Origin of the sequence: Halopseudomonas sp. (genome assembly GCF_047631575.1) — a bacterium.
Lineage (GTDB): Bacteria > Pseudomonadota > Gammaproteobacteria > Pseudomonadales > Pseudomonadaceae > Halopseudomonas.
The window spans coordinates 62390-78767 of record NZ_JBLIAB010000010.1; the positions used below are offsets into that span (position 1 = coordinate 62390).

The 16378-nt window shown below is 55.0% G+C and carries 15 protein-coding genes; 10 read left to right on the top strand and 5 right to left on the bottom strand.

Going from position 1 to position 16378, the window contains the following annotated elements:
- Window positions 1-210: 210 nt before the first annotated feature.
- Genes ACJAXR_RS14485 through ACJAXR_RS14495 form a run of 3 tightly spaced genes read left to right on the top strand, consistent with a single transcriptional unit; the run spans window position 211 to window position 5901 of the window.
- Window positions 211-1332: an efflux RND transporter periplasmic adaptor subunit gene (locus ACJAXR_RS14485; protein ID WP_415058970.1), complete on the top strand. Its 1122-nt coding sequence runs from the start codon at window positions 211-213 to the stop codon at window positions 1330-1332.
- Window positions 1329-4457, top strand: a complete 3129-nt coding sequence (locus ACJAXR_RS14490) for a multidrug efflux RND transporter permease subunit (RefSeq protein WP_415058971.1) — start codon at window positions 1329-1331, stop codon at window positions 4455-4457. The genes ACJAXR_RS14485 and ACJAXR_RS14490 overlap by 4 nt, the downstream gene beginning before the upstream one ends.
- Window positions 4450-5901 carry an efflux transporter outer membrane subunit gene (locus tag ACJAXR_RS14495; protein ID WP_415058972.1) on the top strand — a complete coding sequence of 484 codons (1452 nt, stop codon included), beginning with the start codon at window positions 4450-4452 and terminating at the stop codon, window positions 5899-5901. Before ACJAXR_RS14490 ends, ACJAXR_RS14495 begins: the two co-directional genes overlap by 8 nt.
- Before the next feature lie 43 nt (window positions 5902-5944).
- Here the strand turns inward: ACJAXR_RS14495 and ACJAXR_RS14500 are convergent, their stop codons facing one another.
- A complete protein-coding gene (locus tag ACJAXR_RS14500; protein ID WP_415058973.1) occupies window positions 5945-6778 on the bottom strand; it encodes an inositol monophosphatase family protein in 834 nt (277 codons plus the stop codon).
- A gap of 298 nt (window positions 6779-7076) precedes the next feature.
- Between ACJAXR_RS14500 and ACJAXR_RS14505 the strand changes: the two genes are divergently transcribed.
- On the top strand, window positions 7077-8399 hold the full coding sequence (locus tag ACJAXR_RS14505; protein WP_415058974.1) for an MFS transporter: 1323 nt from the start codon (window positions 7077-7079) through the stop codon (window positions 8397-8399).
- A gap of 26 nt (window positions 8400-8425) precedes the next feature.
- Here the strand turns inward: ACJAXR_RS14505 and ACJAXR_RS14510 are convergent, their stop codons facing one another.
- From ACJAXR_RS14510 to flgA, 4 genes are all read right to left on the bottom strand, one after another.
- Window positions 8426-9175, bottom strand: coding sequence for a flagellar brake protein (locus ACJAXR_RS14510; RefSeq protein ID WP_415058975.1), 750 nt, complete (start codon window positions 9173-9175; stop codon window positions 8426-8428).
- A 65-nt stretch (window positions 9176-9240) separates the two neighbouring features.
- Window positions 9241-9693, bottom strand: a complete 453-nt coding sequence (locus tag ACJAXR_RS14515) for a flagella synthesis protein FlgN (RefSeq protein ID WP_415058976.1) — start codon at window positions 9691-9693, stop codon at window positions 9241-9243.
- 63 nt (window positions 9694-9756) lie between these two features.
- On the bottom strand, window positions 9757-10071 hold the full coding sequence (gene flgM, locus ACJAXR_RS14520) for a flagellar biosynthesis anti-sigma factor FlgM (protein WP_415058977.1): 315 nt from the start codon (window positions 10069-10071) through the stop codon (window positions 9757-9759).
- A 140-nt stretch (window positions 10072-10211) separates the two neighbouring features.
- Window positions 10212-10922, bottom strand: coding sequence for a flagellar basal body P-ring formation chaperone FlgA (gene flgA, locus ACJAXR_RS14525; RefSeq protein ID WP_415058978.1), 711 nt, complete (start codon window positions 10920-10922; stop codon window positions 10212-10214).
- 118 nt (window positions 10923-11040) lie between these two features.
- Here flgA and ACJAXR_RS14530 point away from each other — a divergent pair, with 118 nt between their 5' ends.
- From ACJAXR_RS14530 to ACJAXR_RS14555, 6 genes are all read left to right on the top strand, one after another.
- Entirely contained in the window at window positions 11041-11967 is a 927-nt protein-coding gene (locus ACJAXR_RS14530; protein ID WP_415058979.1) for a chemotaxis protein CheV, read from the top strand.
- 45 nt (window positions 11968-12012) lie between these two features.
- Window positions 12013-12840: a CheR family methyltransferase gene (locus ACJAXR_RS14535; protein WP_415058980.1), complete on the top strand. Its 828-nt coding sequence runs from the start codon at window positions 12013-12015 to the stop codon at window positions 12838-12840.
- A gap of 264 nt (window positions 12841-13104) precedes the next feature.
- Window positions 13105-13509, top strand: coding sequence for a flagellar basal body rod protein FlgB (gene flgB, locus ACJAXR_RS14540; protein WP_415058981.1), 405 nt, complete (start codon window positions 13105-13107; stop codon window positions 13507-13509).
- A gap of 3 nt (window positions 13510-13512) precedes the next feature.
- The gene (flgC, locus tag ACJAXR_RS14545) at window positions 13513-13953 is read left to right on the top strand and encodes a flagellar basal body rod protein FlgC (protein WP_415058982.1); all 441 of its coding nucleotides are present in this window, start codon (window positions 13513-13515) and stop codon (window positions 13951-13953) included.
- Between the two features lie 16 nt (window positions 13954-13969).
- Complete coding sequence (gene flgD / locus ACJAXR_RS14550) at window positions 13970-14656, top strand: flagellar hook assembly protein FlgD (protein ID WP_415058983.1); 687 nt, start codon at window positions 13970-13972, stop codon at window positions 14654-14656.
- A 35-nt stretch (window positions 14657-14691) separates the two neighbouring features.
- Window positions 14692-16095, top strand: coding sequence for a flagellar hook protein FlgE (locus ACJAXR_RS14555; RefSeq protein WP_415058984.1), 1404 nt, complete (start codon window positions 14692-14694; stop codon window positions 16093-16095).
- The last annotated feature ends 283 nt before the right edge of the window (window positions 16096-16378 follow it).

Here is a 16378-nt window from a genome sequence, read left to right on the forward strand (position 1 = left end):
GTCTGGCGGTATTGGTGCATTTTGCTGGAGACGCGGCATTGGGACTTTGGAAGCGATACTCGAAGCAGATCGGCCTGGCTCTGCTGGTGCTGGCAGGCATCTGGCTGTGGGTGGCCTTTGGCTGATCGTGGAACCTCCGTTATTTCTTAAGGTCTATAGGATAGTAAGGCAATTGCCTAGACAGCTACCCACGAAGCCGAAAGGAATATGATGGGCCTACCACCGCGAACGTTTGCACTGGCCGCTTTTGCTTTTCTGGCTGCCTGTGAGGACCCACAGCAGCAGGCGCCTGCACCGCCGCCAACTGTCGAAGTTGTTACGCCATTAAGGCAGGCAGTGGCAAATATTATCGAGCTGCCTGGGCGCGTTCAGGCGATTAGAGTTGCCGAGGTACGCGCCCGGGTGAATGGTATCATCCAGAAGCGTCTGTACGAGGAAGGTACCGACGTCGAAGCAGGTCAGGCGCTTTTCCAGATTGATCCAAGACAAATGAGAGCAAGTCTCAACTCCGCGCAGGCGCGCCTGGAGCGTGCCCGTGCTACTGCAGAGAATGCCGCCAAGGACGTTGGGCGCTATCGCGGCCTAGTTGAAAAGCAGGCGATCAGCCAACAGGAGTTCGACACCGCAACGGCCCGATTGCGTGCGGCGCGCGCGGATGTCGAGCAAGCGCAGGCCGATGTTGCAACCGCGCAGCTGATGCTCGGTTATACCCTGGTCCAATCACCTATCGACGGAGTGGCTGGCCGTGCCGATGTGACCGTGGGTGCGCTGGTTCGATCCGCGGACGGCACATTGCTCACACGGGTGGAGCAATTGCATCCCGTCTATGTCAATTTCTCCCGATCGAGCTCTGATCTGCTTGATCTGCGCGCCCAGATAGCAGCGGGTGAACTGAATCTTACGGAGAATCAACGCATTGTGGTGGAGTTGACCCTGGAAAATGGTCAGCAGTATCCTCACGAAGGCTTCGTCGATTTTCGTGCGATGTCCATTGATCGGTCGACTGGCACGGTCCAGGCCAGAGCCCAGATTCCTAACCCCGACAGAGCACTGCTGCCAGGCATGTTCGTGCGCGCGCGGATCACCGCAGGTGAGCGGCCAAACGCATTGGTGATCCCGCAGCGCGCAGTCATCATGAAAGACCGCGGGCCCAGCGTGATGGTCGTTGGGGAGGATGGCAGGGCGGCCTCACGGGATATTGAGGTTGGCAGCATGCATGCGGGCAACTGGACTGTTCTCGATGGTCTGGAGGGCGGCGAGCAGGTGATTGTCGATGGCTGGCAAGACCTGCGCAGCGGCACAGAGGTCGAGATTGTGATGGCAACACAGTGACGGCGACTTTCTTTATTCGTCGCCCAGTACTCGCATGGGTTCTGGCACTGGGTTTGCTGCTCGGCGGCGTCATTGCGCTGCGCAGTTTGCCCGTGGAGCAATATCCCACTATCGCACCGCCCGCTTTGAACATCAGCGTAACCTATCCGGGCGCGGACGCCTCAGTGCTCGACGCCAATGTTACTCAGGTAATAGAGGAGGAGCTCAACGGGGTGGAAGGCTATCTGCACATGGATTCCACCAGCCGTTCGAATGGCACGGCCTCTATCGAACTGGTGTTGCAGCCGGGGACGGATATCGATATCGCGCAGATGGAGGTGCAAAATCTGCTGAGCCGAGTCGAGCAGCGCTTGCCTGAAGAGGTTCGGCGGCAGGGTATCCGGGTTTATCAGGCGTCTTCAAATTTCCTTTTGATCGTTGCCATCGTTTCCACTAGTGGGGAGATGAGCAGCCTGGAGCTGGGTCACTACGCCACCACCGGCATTGTCAATGAATTGCGACGGGTCCCCGGGGTCGGTGATATTCGCGAGTTCTATACCCCCTATGCTATGCGTATTTGGCTCAATCCGGACCGCCTGGCCAGTTTTGGCCTCGCAGCCAGCGACGTCATGGCCGCGATACGGGCACAGAACAGCCAGGCGGCGGGTGGCGCATTGGGCAACTTACCGCTGAGTGAAGGTGTCGAGATACACGCGTTGCTGGAAACCCGGGGGCGTCTGAGCAGGGCGGAAGAATTCAGTGAGATCATTTTGCGTGCCGATCCTGAGGGTTCGGCGATACGCCTGAAGGATGTAGCGCGGGTCGAGCTTGGCTCGCAGAACTACGTCTCGCGCAGTGAGTTGGGTGGCCGCCCCAACGCTGGGCTGGCCATTCAGCTGGCTCCGGGAGCAAACGCCCTGGCCACCGCCGAAGGGGTCAAGCGGCGAATGGAGGAGTTGTCGAACGACTTCCCCGCCGATATCGACTGGACGGTGCCCTACGACTCGACCCCTTTTATTTCCGCTTCGATTGAGCGTGTACTCGTCACGTTGGCCCAAGCGATTGGGCTGGTTGTGCTGGTCATGCTGCTGTTTCTGCAAAACTGGCGCACCACCGTCATCCCTACCATCGTGATCCCCATCGCCCTCGTTGGCACCTGCCTGGGGCTTTGGTTGGTGGGCTTTTCGATTAATTTACTTAGCCTGTTCGCAATGGTGCTGGCGATCGGTACCCTGGTTGATGACGCCATCGTTGTTACCGAAAATGTTAAGCGGTTGATTGACGAGGAGGGGATGGGGCCCTATGAGGCCACAGTGGAAGCCATGAGCCAGGTTAGCGCGGCGATTGTTGGCACCACGCTGGCGTTGATCGCGGTTTTTGTGCCTCTGGCATTCTTCCCAGGCTCCAGCGGGGGCATCTATCGCCAGTTCGCCGTCACACTGTCCATCGCTGTGTCTATTTCCACTTTATTGGCGCTGACGTTGACGCCGGCGCTGTGCGCCACCTTGCTTAAACCGCGCAAGGAGGACGATAACAAACGGGGCTGGAGTGAGCGAATCTTTGGCCCTTTCAATCGGGGCATGGAGCGCATCACTGCCGGTTACCAAGGTGCCGTCAGTTTTGTTCTCGGCCATTCGTTGTGGTTTCTGCTGGGGTTTGCCGTGCTGCTGGTGCTGGTGGCTTTTCTCTACATGCGTATGCCCACCGGGTTCTTGCCTGAAGAAGATCAGGGGAACGTGATGACTGTGGTGCAGGCGCCGCCAGGATCCACGATCAACAGCACCAATGCGGCGATGCAGCAAGTGAAAGCCTTTTATGCCGACAACGCCGCGGTGGACCAGACGCTGGCGGTATACGGCTACAGTTTTTTTGGACAAGGGCAGGCCCATGGCATGGCTTTCGTGCGGATGCTGCCCTGGGGCGAGCGCGAGCAAAGCGCGCCGGCTTTGGTGAAGGAGGCGTCGGGAGTGTTCTCACAGATCCGAGAAGCAAGGGTATTTGCGTTGAATCCGCCATCGATCCCCGCACTGGGGGTAGCCGGGGGCTTTACCTTTAAATTGGAAGATCGAGGAAACGAGGGTTACAACGCGCTCCTGCAGGCGCGCAACCAGCTGATTGGTGCTGCCGGGCAAAGCGGTATGCTTGAGAGCGTCCGCCCTGAGGGAGCGGATCAGGCGCCGAAGTTGCGCGTGGACATTGACCGGATCAAGGCGCGGGCATTGGGTCTCTCTATTGCCGAAGTGAATGCCAGTCTGAGTACTGTATTTGGCGGTGCCTACGTGAACGATTTCGATCTGGACGGAGAAGTGCTGCGCGTGCTGCTGCAGGCCGACTCGCCCTACCGGATGACCCCTGAAGACGTCACATCATTGGAGATCCCCAATGAAATGGGCAAAAACGTCCCCTTTGGCGCATTCTCGACAGTTGAATGGATCCGTGGTCCGGTCCAGTTGCAACGCTACAATGGCTACCCTTCGATGACTATCGCGGGCAGCGCGGCGACGGGATACACCAGCGGGGAAGCCATGAACGAAATGGCGCGTCTTGCCGGAGAGCTACCCCTGGGTTTTGCCTTCGAGTGGTCCGGAGCATCCTACCAGGAACAACAGGCCTCGGGCCAGGTGGGGCTGCTGCTTGCTCTGTCGATGCTGGTCGTACTCATGGTGCTGGCCGCACTGTATGAGAGCTGGGCTATGCCGATCGCGGTGCTGATGGTCGTTCCATTCGGCGCACTGGGGGCCATTCTCTTCGCCATGCTGCGAGGTATGCCTGCCGATGTGTATTTCAACGTGGGTCTGGTGACGATTATTGGCCTGTCGGCAAAGAACGCAATTCTCATCGTCGAGTTTGCGATAGAAGAGGAGGGGCGGGGCAAGTCGCTGAATGACGCGATCATGAGTGCGGTAAAAATGCGCTTTAGACCGGTATTGATGACCTCTCTTACTTTCGTTTTCGGGATGCTGCCCCTGCTCCTGTCTAGTGGTGCGGGCTCTGCCAGCCGAGCAGCGGTGGGTACCGGTGTGATTGGCGGCATGCTCGCAGCAACGGTGTTCGGTCTTTTTTATATCCCTCTGTTTTATTTAAGCGTGAGACGTTGGCTGACCAAGCGCAAGCCGCCGAGCAGGCAGGAGGAGACAGATGCTTAGGCATGTATTGCTTGCCATCAATCTGGCCTTGCTGGGCGCTTGTCAACTTGCTCCTGACCACAAACGTCCACCCTGGCCAGCGGGTGCGCAGTATCCGGACGCATTCGAACCCGGACAGGGGGCCGTGGTAGCCAGAGAGATCAGCTGGGAGGGGTTTTTTCGCGACCCCCGGCTGCGGTTGTTTATCACCACAGCGCTTGAGCACAACCGTGACTTGCAGGTCTCGGTCCTGCGCATCGAAGAGGCACGCGGGCTGTTCCGCATCAACAATGCCACACGTTATCCCACCCTAGGTCTTGATGGTCGTGCAGTCCGGAGTCTTTCGGCATTTCCGGTGGGCGCCTCAGGGTCTGGTGGTGGCACCAATGCGCCTGCTGGCAGCGGCATATCAGAACGCTTCTCGGTGGAAGTGGGAATGACCTCTTTCGAACTGGATTTCTGGGGGCGGGTGCGCAATTTGACCGAAGGCGCACGTGCGCAGTATTTGGCTACTATAGAAGCACAGCAGGCCTTCAGGTTGTCTCTCATTGCCGATGTGGCTACTACCTATATGGCGATAAGATCCGAGGAACAGCGGCTCAGACTCGCGGAGTCGACTGTGGAAAATCGACATGATCAGTTGGGTATTTCGGAAATCCGTCTCGACGCGGGTATTACCTCTGCCTTGGAGTACAACCAGGCCAAGGCATTGTTGGCTCAGGCTGAAACTCAACTGGCTGAGTTGCGACTGATTCGGGCCAGGCAGGGAAATTTCCTTGCGTTATTGACCGGAGCACAGCCACCGGGCCCATTACCCGAGGCGCTGCTTTTAACCGATCAGCTTCCGGATGAAGCACTCGTGGCGGGGCTGCCATCGGAATTGCTTTATAGTCGCCCGGATATTATTGCTGCCGAGGAGCGCTTGCGCGCGGCTCGTGCCAACATTGGTGTTGCCCGTGCCGCATTTTTCCCGCGAATAACCCTGACCGGTAGCGCGGGTCATGCCTCGACTGAGCTGGATGGTTTGATCAGTTCAGGCAACGAGTTCTGGAGTATCGGGCCGAGCATTAGCTTACCGATTTTTGATTTCGGTGGCCGGCGCGCAGAGCTGACAGTGGCCAAAGCACGGAATAACATTGCCGTGGCCGAATATGAACGCACCGTGCAAGCCGCATTCAGGGAGGTGGCCGACGCTCTGGCCGGTCGACGTTTTCTAACTGAACGACTGGTCCTCCAACAAAGTAACGTCGATACCCTAGGCAAGATTGCAGAGCTCGCTGGTGATCGCTATGCCGAAGGCGTGGTCAATTTCCTGCAGGTACTCGACGCCGAGCGTAGTCTGTTTGACGCGCAGCAAGCGTTCTTGCAAGTCCAGCGCGAGCGTGTGGAGAATCTGGTCGGGTTATACATTGCCCTGGGTGGAGGGGTGCACGCCGAAAGAGCCGCTCGGACGTCTGTTGAATAAAAACTAATGCAACCGACCCCCGATGCACGTGTTAATCGACGGGTCAATTCTGGTCGAGGGAGGGACCTACCATTGCTGCAAGTTGAGCATAGACTCCGGGTGCTGCCACCAGAAAGGGGTTGCCCTGATACAGGCCGTCATTGCGCAGGAAATCATTGCTTACCCCGCCGGCTTCGGCGATCAGTACCAGACCGGCCATACAATCCCAGCTCTTGAGATGCGTTTCGTAATACCCGATCAATCTGCCAGCTGCAACGTAAGCAATAGTCAGCGCACTCGAACCGTTACGCATGAACATCCCGCCGCTATCAAGGAGTGTGTGTAGAAACGGCAGAAAATGTGCCTTGTTCCTGGGATGGAAGGTGCCAGCGCCTGTGAGTCCTTCGCTTACATCCTTCGCCTGGCTGATGCGCAGCGGTATGTCATTGACAAAAGCGCCTTGCCCAAGGCAGCCATGGAAGAGTTCGTCATGATTCGGGTCGGCTATAACGCCTAGATAAGGTATCCCATCGACCATCAATCCAATGGAGACGCACCAGCAATGCAGCCCGTTGAGGAAGCAAGCCGTGCCATCAATCGGGTCCACCACCCAGATGCAGCGAGCATCTATCCGGCTGGAACCGCTTTCCTCACCAACAAAGCCATCCCCAGGAAAACGGCTCTGCAAGCCCTGGCGAATAAAATCCTCTACTTGCCTGTCAGCAATGCTGACTATGTCCTGATGATCATCCGCCTTATGTTCCACGGTTAATTCGTTCCGCGCGCCGTAGTGCGTCATAGCCAGTTTCGCGGCCTGCTGCGCTAGCTCTTGGGCGAGTCGATAACGCGCATTCACTTCGAGTAAATCAAGATCAGGCTTGGTGGGGGATAAGTACATACTACTCACTCCGTTGGTCAGGTTTACTTACTTGCTAGGCTGCACGCCTCAACTCCGGGTGGACAGTGATATTTAATCGGGCTTCCAGCTGCTCTGACAGCCTGTACGATATACAGAGCGATAGGGCATTGTGCGCGACGATGTGTTCCCAAAGAGTCCATGGGAAGTGACTATATATACTGCTAAGATACATGTCCTCCGGGATGGCCTTTGATCGTCCCCGTCAGTGTTCTCCTCGTGTTCAACATGAGTTGTCACAGACTGTCCAATGTACCCATTTCCCCTAGACGGAGTTTGAATGCCTAGCAGCGTCATGGCCTTTTCCTCATTGTATTTCGCGACCCTGCTGATGTTGGTCGGCAGCGGCCTGCTGGGGACCTATCTCGGGTTGCGGTTGGCTGCAGAGGGTGTCAGCGAGATATGGATTGGTCTGTTGATGACGGGCTATTACCTTGGCCTGGTGGGTGGCGCTTCCGTCGGACATCGACTGATTGCCAAGGTGGGTCATATCCGCGCGTTCGTTGCCAGTGCGGGTGTGGTAACCGCTTCGGTACTCGGTCATGCGCTGACGTCAGACGTTCAAATCTGGTTTGTGCTTAGAGTTGTCGTAGGTGTGGCAATGATGTGCCAATACATGGTGCTGGAGAGCTGGCTAAACGAGCAAGCCGAGCCGCATCAGCGTGGCATGGTGTTCGCCAGTTATATGTCGGTGACCTTCCTCGGTCTGGCGATGGGGCAAGGGGTACTGACAATTATGCCCGAGCTGGACTTGAACCATTTGCTGATCGTTTCAATGTGCTTCTCGCTCTGCCTGGTGCCGGTAGCCGTGACCAACCGTATTCACCCAGCACCACTGCGTCCGGCGCCGATGAAGGTGCAGGTGTTTATCCGTCGTATCCCCCTGGCACTGACAACGGTGGTTGTATCGGGACTTCTGTTAGGCGCTTTTTACGGTATGGCACCGGTATTCGCTACCGGAGTAGGTCTCGCTACATCCGAGATCGGTATCTTCATGGCGATTACGATTGGTGCAGGTCTGTTTGCCCAGTGGCCAACTGGCTGGCTATCGGACAGGCTGGACCGCAGCCGGATGATTCAGGTGAATGCCATTATCCTGACCGGAGTGGTTCTGATAATCGCGTTAGTGCCTATGCCGCCGTTTGGGCTTTTGGTGCTCACTAGCCTGTTCGGTATTCTGGCTTTTACCCTCTATCCGCTAGCGGTGGCATTGGCTAACGATCACATCGATCCAGAAGATCGCGTTGCGCTGTCGGCCATGCTGTTGGTCACTTTTGGCGTCGGAGCAAGTATCGGGCCACTGCTCAGTTCGGTGCTAATGAAGGCGCTGGGACCTAATATGTTGTACGTCTTCATGGCCGTTTGTACGCTGATACTGGTTGTGCGGATACGGCCCGAACGAGTGACAGGCGAGAATCTGTCCGAGGATGCGCCTATCCATTTTCTGCCGGCAGGCGGCAATCTTGTGACATCTTCGCTTTCAGCCGCTATGGATCCAAGGGTAGACGAACAGCAGGTTGAAGAGCAGATGCGTGATGAAGGGGCGGCCTATGCGAGCGCTGCCGAGCGGGATGCAGACCAGGCTGAGCATCGACCTGGCTGATTTCTAGGTTGACCTGACTGCGCTGCTTAAAAAAGGTCTTCTTTCTCCTCACGACGGGCTTCCCTTTGCAGAAAATTGACAAACCGATCGATTAATCTTTGTGCGCTGGCCGGGGCTTGCCGAAATGCCAGTCCAACATGTGTTTCATCCGTTACAGCATCATGTTGAGCATGCCGGATTTCGATTTGTAGATTGAGTCGATCGGTATCCGGCAGGGCCATGGAGCTGCGCTCGAACAGTTCGCCTGGGGGTAATTGCTGCGTGCAGTCGCCGGAAAATCGAGCTTTGCAGCCGGTGGCGGAGATATCAAGCAAAGTGCCATCGAGGGACAGGTCGCGCTTGGTATGACCCAGGCGCACATCCAACTCCATGCTGCGGCGTATTGATGCCCGGAAAGCGCCACGTTTTTGGTGGTAAACCACCTCTTCTGGCAGGGGTGCGCAATAGGTGGGGACGCCGTCGAGTATCAGTCGTTCCACGCCCTCGCAATGCCAGCGGATGTGAACACCCTCACGCCAGGCATCGACGCGGAAGGCCTCCCCCGCGGTGGCATAGCGATCACCGTCGCGCGGCATCATTTCGTCAATCCAGAGTTTTTTCCTTTCGGTGTCTATCAATACAATGGAGCTCTGGAATTTTAGCGCGCGGTCAACAAAGTTGATACGAAGATGATCACGGTGCTGATGGATATTTCGAAGTAGCGAAATAATTTCAATAGGCGAGCGGACGTCGCGCGGCGGCTGTGGACCAGCTTCTTGGATGAATGATGTAGACACTGAAAAATCTCGAATTAAAAAAGGACAGGCGAACAACTATACAGCATGTCCGTTATAGGCGGCTCTCAGACTTTTGTCAGATTACGCGGAGTGCCGGAGCGACTGGCGATGCCCTGCCGATCGTACACGCTCTGGCTTGACTCCCCCTGATTGCGCAGTAGATCTAGCAAGTGTCCGGTTGCCTGCTGATTATGTCGAACGAGTCGAGCATTGCGCAGATTAGCCGCTTGGCAACGCTGCAATGCCTCACGGAATGCAGAGTAATTGCCTACCAGCTCCGGAGTTCCTGACGCGCTGATATGCTTTTCGAGATTTTCACCAGGCGAGACGCCAATCTGGCTGCACCATGCTCTGATTGCATGATCATGGCGAGTCAAAGCATCCACCAGAGGAGTTTTAGCGTTGAGAAGCATTTCGAGATCTGACATGTTGCGGTCGATCAGAGCCTGTTGCTCTTGATCGAGAAGATCGGCGAAGGCTTCACAATCGATCAGTGCTTGAGTGAAGACTTTGTCCATGTGTTCCATCCGCATTCTCCGCCTCTTAATTACCCGAGCAAAGTCACCGGATGTTATTCCGGCCTATTTTTCCAAAGCTAGCAGTTTATCGGCGATACGCCCGCTATCCGCTTGATAGTTGCCTTCACTGATGGCTTGTCGGATTTGTGCAACTCGCTCGCTATCGACTACGGGCAGATCACGTAGGCGCTCTTCCACAGCTTGTAGCTGTTGAGCCTGCGGGCTGAGTTTCACCTGCGCCTCGGCTGCGGGTGTTTCCTGTGTAGCGCTTTTTTCGGCAGGCCGCGTGCTTTCTGCGGCCGCATCACGCTTGCCTGTAGTGGCGCCAGTCTGGGCGCTACGGTTGGCACTGTTTGATGCGTTGAAGTCAATAACCATTCTGTTTTCCTCAAAACCTAAATGCTTTACTAACACCTTTAACGGCCGAGGCAGTCAAAACTTTAGGAAAAAAAGTGAGAGCCAGATCACGATTCTTACCCGAGTATTGATCGGTATTGTAGAGCAAATAACACATAAATTCACATAGCCACTTCGACCTGCCCCGGGCCGGTGATACGGGCCTTGACTACCCGGCCGGAGCGATTGTTGCGCACTCGTATCTGGCTTCCTAGATTGCCGCTTTCCAGTGCTTCACCTGGCATGCGGACTGAGACCTGGGCATTGGCAGCACTGATAACAACCTTGTCGCCGCGCTTGACTACCTCCTGCTGCTCCAGCTGATTGGGTGACAGGACAGTGTCAGCAGATACCTGCCGGCGCAGCCGAAGCCCTTTTATCTGCTCTATGTCGGTCAGATAAGCGTTGTTCAGTAAGCCGACATCTCGCTCCAACAGTGAGACGTCTCGTTCAGAGACCACGCTGTGGCGCGTCAGCGGCCGAGTGGTGACCAGTACAGGCTGGAATAAGCTGACTTGCGCGGGCACAAATAGACGCCAGCGCACCTCGCTTTCGCAACTCAGTCGAACAGTAACGCGTCCTACTGGTTCTGTGGGGCTTTCCAGCTCAGCATGCAGCGCGCCATCCGGACAAAGAGGCAGCCGTAGTCTGTTGTCCAGGCGGTTGACTTGCACTTCATAGCGGGCATCACGCGCACTACGTTGCAGATGGGTCTCAATTTCCTGCTCAAGAAATGAGGTAGTAGCGCCGATAACCTGATCAATGAGTGGGTTTGCGGAGGCAGCTGCACAAAAAAATAGCGGCAATAACGCGCACCCTGTGAGATAACGCATACAATAAACCTTGATAACGAGTGGGTTGGCGCATGTCAAAAAAACGCCGTTACGAGTATTATCTCAATAGTGCAGCAAGATGCATGCCGTTTCACATGCTTTATATGAGGAGTTACCCATGGCTGGCGTAATGGACTCGGTCAACCAGCGTACACAACTGGTCGGACAGAATCGGCTGGAATTGCTGCTTTTTCGTCTTTCCGGCCCTCAGCTTTATGGCATCAACGTTTTCAAGGTCAAGGAAGTGTTGCAATGTCCGAAGCTGACCATCCTGCCGCGACTCAACCCCGTGGTTCGCGGTGTCGCGCACATACGTGGCGGTACGTTGCCGATCATTGATTTGAACAAGGCTACGGGCGGACCCGGTCTTGATGATTTAAGCACGACCTTCGTGATCATCACCGAATATAACTACCGAGTGCAGGGTTTCCTTGTTCGCTCGGTAGAGCGGATCGTCAATATGAACTGGTCCGATATTCACCCGCCGCCAAGGGGCACAGGACGCGACCATTACCTGACTGCGGTAACGCATGTTGATGACAAGATGGTCGAGATCATTGATGTCGAGAAAATTCTTGCTGAGGTCGTTCCGACGGTGGAGACCATTACCGCGGGCGTTATTGACGAGGTGACTCACACCGAAGCGTTGGCGCGCAAAGTGCTGATTGTGGATGATTCATCGGTGGCGCGAAAGCAGGTTGTACGTTGCTTGCAGGAGGTCGGGGTAGAAGTGGTTGCGCTGAATGACGGGCGTCAGGCGCTGAATTGGCTGCGCGATTTAGTAGAAAGTGGCGCAGACGTATCTGATTTGCTGATGATGGTGTCGGATATCGAGATGCCGGAAATGGATGGTTATACCCTGACCGCTGAAATCCGTAATGATCCAAGGATGACCGGATTGCACATACTGCTGCATACGTCACTTTCAGGCGTGTTTAATCAGGCGATGGTGAAGAAGGTCGGCGCCGACGATTTTCTGGCCAAGTTCAAGCCTGATGAATTGGCGCAGAGGGTTATTGACCGACTGCACGCGCTGCGGGAATAGGCGACCCTAAGAGGTTGTAAATCAATTGAAGACGGGACGGATTGCGTGACCTCAGTAAACAAAGATTTTCATGTGTTTCGAGAGTTTCTGGAAAAAGCGTGCGGCATCGTGCTTGGCGACAACAAGCAGTATCTGGTTGCGAGCAGGCTGAATAGGCTACTAGAGCAGCAGGGTATAAAGAGTCTTGGGGAGCTGGTCACGCGCATTCAAGCACAACCGCGCAGTGGGCTTCGCGAGTTGGTGGTGGATGCGATGACCACCAACGAAACGCTTTGGTTTCGCGATGTCTATCCGTTCGACGTACTGAAGAATCGGTTGCTACCGGAGTTTATCAAGGCCAGTCCCGGTCAGCGGCCGCGTATCTGGTCCGCTGCGTGCTCGTCGGGCCAGGAGCCCTATTCACTGAGCATGGCGATTGACGAATTTGAACGCAGCAATCTCGGGCAACTGCGAGGAGGGAGTCAAATTATCGCCACCGATCTGTCCGGCGGGATTCTTACCGCAGCGAAGTTAGCAGAATACGATAGTCTGTCTATCGCACGTGGACTCTCCTCGGAGCGACTGGTGCGCTACTTCGATCAGACCACCCCAGGGCGCTGGACAGTCAAGCAGCCGATTCGTAGCCGTGTTGAGTTTCGTGCTATGAATTTGCTCGACAGCTACTCGATGCTTGGCAAGTTCGATATTGTTTTTTGCCGCAACGTATTGATTTATTTCTCGGCAGATCTGAAAAAAAACATCCTTACGCGTATCCACGCGACGCTGAAGCCGGGTGGTTATCTGATGCTGGGCGCCTCCGAGGCATTGAACGGCCTGCCGGAACTCTATCAGATGGTTCAGTGCAGCCCCGGGATCGTCTACAAGGCGAAATAACGTGGGCGCTACACCGTTGAGTTGAACTGGCCCGCGCCATTCTGCATGGGCATTCCCTTTCCCCGCTTTGTCCCTAGCTTTAACTTTTGCCGCTCAATAGTTACCTGCAATAGTTGCCGTCCAGCGGAAATCCATTGCCGTTTTTCGTGCAGAGTTATCCTAAGCGTATGAAAAATAATGCATTATTTTATTGGCATGGAAACTGCTTTGTTATTGCGCAGAGAAGACGGTGTGGCTAATTTCTGCCACAGGAGGAACAGGCTAATGACAATCAGTTTTGATAATGCTCTGGGCATACACGAAAGGGCACTGGTTTTTCGTGGTCAGCGTGCGGCTGTTCTGGCGAACAACGTAGCCAACGCGGAAACCCCGAATTACAAGGCTCGTGATCTGGACTTTTCGGCGACTCTGGAGGCTCAGCAGACCGGAGCGGGTACGGGTTTCGCGACCAGCACCACGCATGCTCACCACATTAGTACCGAGGGCTTTCTCGATCAGGCCGCAGGTCTGCGCTTTCGCATTCCTTCGCAGCCGGCGCTGGATGGCAATACCGTCGACTCCGAACTGGAGCAGAGTGCGTTCGCCAAGAATGCTATCGAGTTACAGGCTAGCTTCACTTTTCTAAACAGCAAATTTAGCGGGCTGATGACAGCTCTGAAAGGACAATAAGCCATGTCGCTGAATGATGTCTTCAATATTTCCGGATCCGGCATGAGCGCCCAGTCGCTGCGGCTCAACACCGTGGCGAGCAATATAGCCAATGCCGAAACGGTTTCTAGCAGTACAGGTGAGACTTATCGCGCCCGTCACCCGGTGTTCGCTACCATGTTCAATGAGCAGCAGGGTCTCGGACAATCCTTGTTCTCATCTCGCGACCAGGCCGGCAGTGGCGTTGAGGTACTTGGCGTGGTGGAATCTGACGCCGAGTTGCAGTCACGCTATGAACCGGATCATCCCATGGCCAATGAGGAGGGCTACGTGTTCTTTCCCAACGTCAATGTTGTCGAGGAAATGGCCAACATGATGGCTGCCTCGCGGGCTTATCAAACCAACGTCGAAATCATGAACGCAACCAAAACCATGCTGCAGCGCGTTCTCACACTGGGTCAGTGACAGGAGCTTCCCGACCATGAGTATTTCTAGTGCATTAAGTGTGGGTGAAAGCGTTCTGGACCAGTACAAGGTGGACCAGAGCCGCGACGCCAAGGGCGGTGAGCTCGGAAAGAATGAATTTCTGAAGCTGTTGGTCACGCAAATGAACAATCAGGACCCGCTGTCGCCCCAAGAGAATGGTGAGTTTATCGCTCAGCTGGCGCAATTCAGTACAGTGGAAGGGATTGAAACGCTTAATACGTCGATGGAGTCGCTAGTCACTGGTTATCAGTCATCGCAGGCGTTGCAGGCGTCGTCGCTGGTGGGGCGGACTGTTATCGTGCCGGCCGATCAGGCGATAGTGAACACGGCAGAGGGGATTAAAGGCCAGCTGGCGTTACCTTCCGCAAGCGATAACGTATACGTGAATGTCACAGATGCCGCGGGAAGTGTGGTGACCCGGCTTAACCTCGGCAGCCAGCCCAGCGGCATGCACAATTTTGTGTGGGACGGCAAAGACAGTAGCGGCAATCTAATGCCGTCCGGGCGTTATAAATTCGATGCTCAGGCAAGCGTCGAAGGTGCCAACAAGCAACTGGCTACCTTGCTGCCGGCCAATGTCGACAGTGTCTCTCTGGGTAACGGCAAGGGCGGTGGAATGATGCTCAATGTCGCCGGCTTGGGCAGTATCAGTCTTTCAAACATCGTTTCCATTGGTCAATAACAGTCGTCCGACCAACATCGGCTAGGAGAGTAACTATGTCTTTCAATATCGGTTTGAGTGGTATCCGGGCGGCGTCATCCGATCTGAATATTACCGGTAATAATATCGCCAACGCAGGCACCGTGGGGTTTAAGGGCTCGCGGGCGGAGTTTGCCGACGTCTATGCAGCTTCTACTCTTGGTTCCGGCAGAAGCGCGCAGGGCAGCGGTGTGGTGCCCGGCGACGTGGCTCAACTTTTTACCCAGGGTAATGTTAGCACCACCGAAAACAGCTTGGACTTAGCAATCAATGGTAACGGATTTTTCGTTACCAGTAATCAAGGCGCGCTCAGTTATACCCGCGCGGGCTATTTTGGTACTGATCGAGAAGGCTTTATTTCCAACAACTCTGGAGAGCGGCTGCAAGGCTTCGGTGTGAATCCGGTGACTGGACAGGTAAACCAGGTCGTACAGAGCGATCTACGAGTCGATACCCGTTCGGCAAATCCAAATGCGACCAGCTTGGTGAACTCGACTCTTAATTTGAATTCAACCAATGTGCGCCCGGCTGTCTGGCAGCAGGCTTATGACGGTGCTTACGCCGCATCTATAGCTACCGCAGTAAATCCGGCCGCGCCTACCCCTGGGGAAATTACTGCGGCTGAGAACGCAGGTATTGCTGCTGGTCGCGATACTTTCGATCCAACTAATTCGGCGACCTACAACAGTTCCACGTCGGTCAATATTTTTGATAGCCTGGGTAATGCGCACACACTGACTAAATTCTTCGTCAAAACTGACGGTAATCAGTGGGATATTTTCAACCTGATTGATGGACGCCAAGTCACTAATGATCCATTAACCAACAATGCCCGACCTACCGACGCGAGCTTTGCACCTGTGCCAACTGCGCTGAGCTTCAATAGCGTAGGTGAGCTGACTACGCCGCAGCCCATGAATATTATTCAGAACTGGGTCCCATTGGACAGCGCTGGGCAACAAACGGGTGCCACCTCGCCTGCTTCTTTCAGTATCAATCTAACCGGTAGTACCCAGTTCGCCGCCAGTTTTGCTGTGACCGCCGTTGTACAGGACGGCTTCACTACGGGCGACCTAGCTGGATTAGAAATAAACGAAACCGGTTTGTTGATCGCGCGATATACCAACGGTCAGACACGTACTCAAGGGCAGGTTGTGCTCGCCAACTTCGCGAATCAACAGGGTCTTACGCCGTTAGGCAAAACGGCCTGGGCTCAATCGTTTTCTTCTGGTGAGCCGGTAGTGGGCGCTCCAGGCTCCGGTACGCGAGGGTCTATTCAGTCCGGCGCTCTTGAGCAGTCAAACGTGGATTTGTCGGAGCAGCTGATCAATCTGATTATTGCTCAGCGTAATTATCAGGCTAATGCTAAGACTATTCAGACAGCTGACGCGGTAACACAAACCATTATTAACCTGAGGTAATTTTGGGTTGTAAGCAGGCTACTTCTGGAGCGGCAATATTGGCGGGCGAGAGCTTGCCGTTATTGCCGATTTTCTTTTTTATATTTCCTATTATGCTGATTTTAATACGAAAATAGATTTTATATAGAAAATGGCATGATCCGTGCTTAGTTTATACTTGATAGCAGCAAAGCGGCAATTCCTTGTCGCAACGGGAGTAAAGCGTGGATAAATCACTATACATCTCCATGACGGGCGCCAGTCAGAATATGCTGGCTCAACAAGCCCATGCCAACAATCTGGC